Origin of the sequence: Streptomyces sp. NRRL F-2664 (genome assembly GCF_000719345.1) — a bacterium.
GTDB lineage: Bacteria > Actinomycetota > Actinomycetes > Streptomycetales > Streptomycetaceae > Streptomyces.
Genome location: NZ_JOFX01000478.1, coordinates 1 through 307, shown reverse-complemented (window position 1 = coordinate 307; position 307 = coordinate 1). Strand labels below are relative to the sequence as shown.

The following is a 307-nucleotide window of genomic DNA, read 5'->3' as shown; positions in this document are numbered from 1 at the left end:
GGACCGGCACGGCAACCGCACCGACTTCGCCTTCACCCCGGCCGGGGAGACCTGGCAGCTCACGTCTGTCACCGACCCCTACGGCGCCACCACAGAAGTGGCCTACGGCGACGGCCGGGTCGTCTTCACCGCCCCGGCCCGTTCCGGCGACGGCCACCGGCTGACGGCCGTCCTGGAGCTGCAGGACGGGCTGGTCCGCAAGGCGACCGCGGGGGACGGGGCGGTGACGGGGCTGGAGTACGGGCGGCCGCTGGCCGGACACGGCCCCGTCGTCACCAAGGTCGCCTCGCCCCTCGGCGCGGTGACC

The 307-nt window shown here is 75.6% G+C and carries 1 protein-coding gene; it reads left to right on the top strand.

Annotated features, from left to right (window positions below; all coding sequences use genetic code 11):
- On the top strand, window positions 1-307 hold a 307-nt coding region (locus IF89_RS40010; RefSeq protein WP_043195093.1), incomplete at both ends, for a hypothetical protein.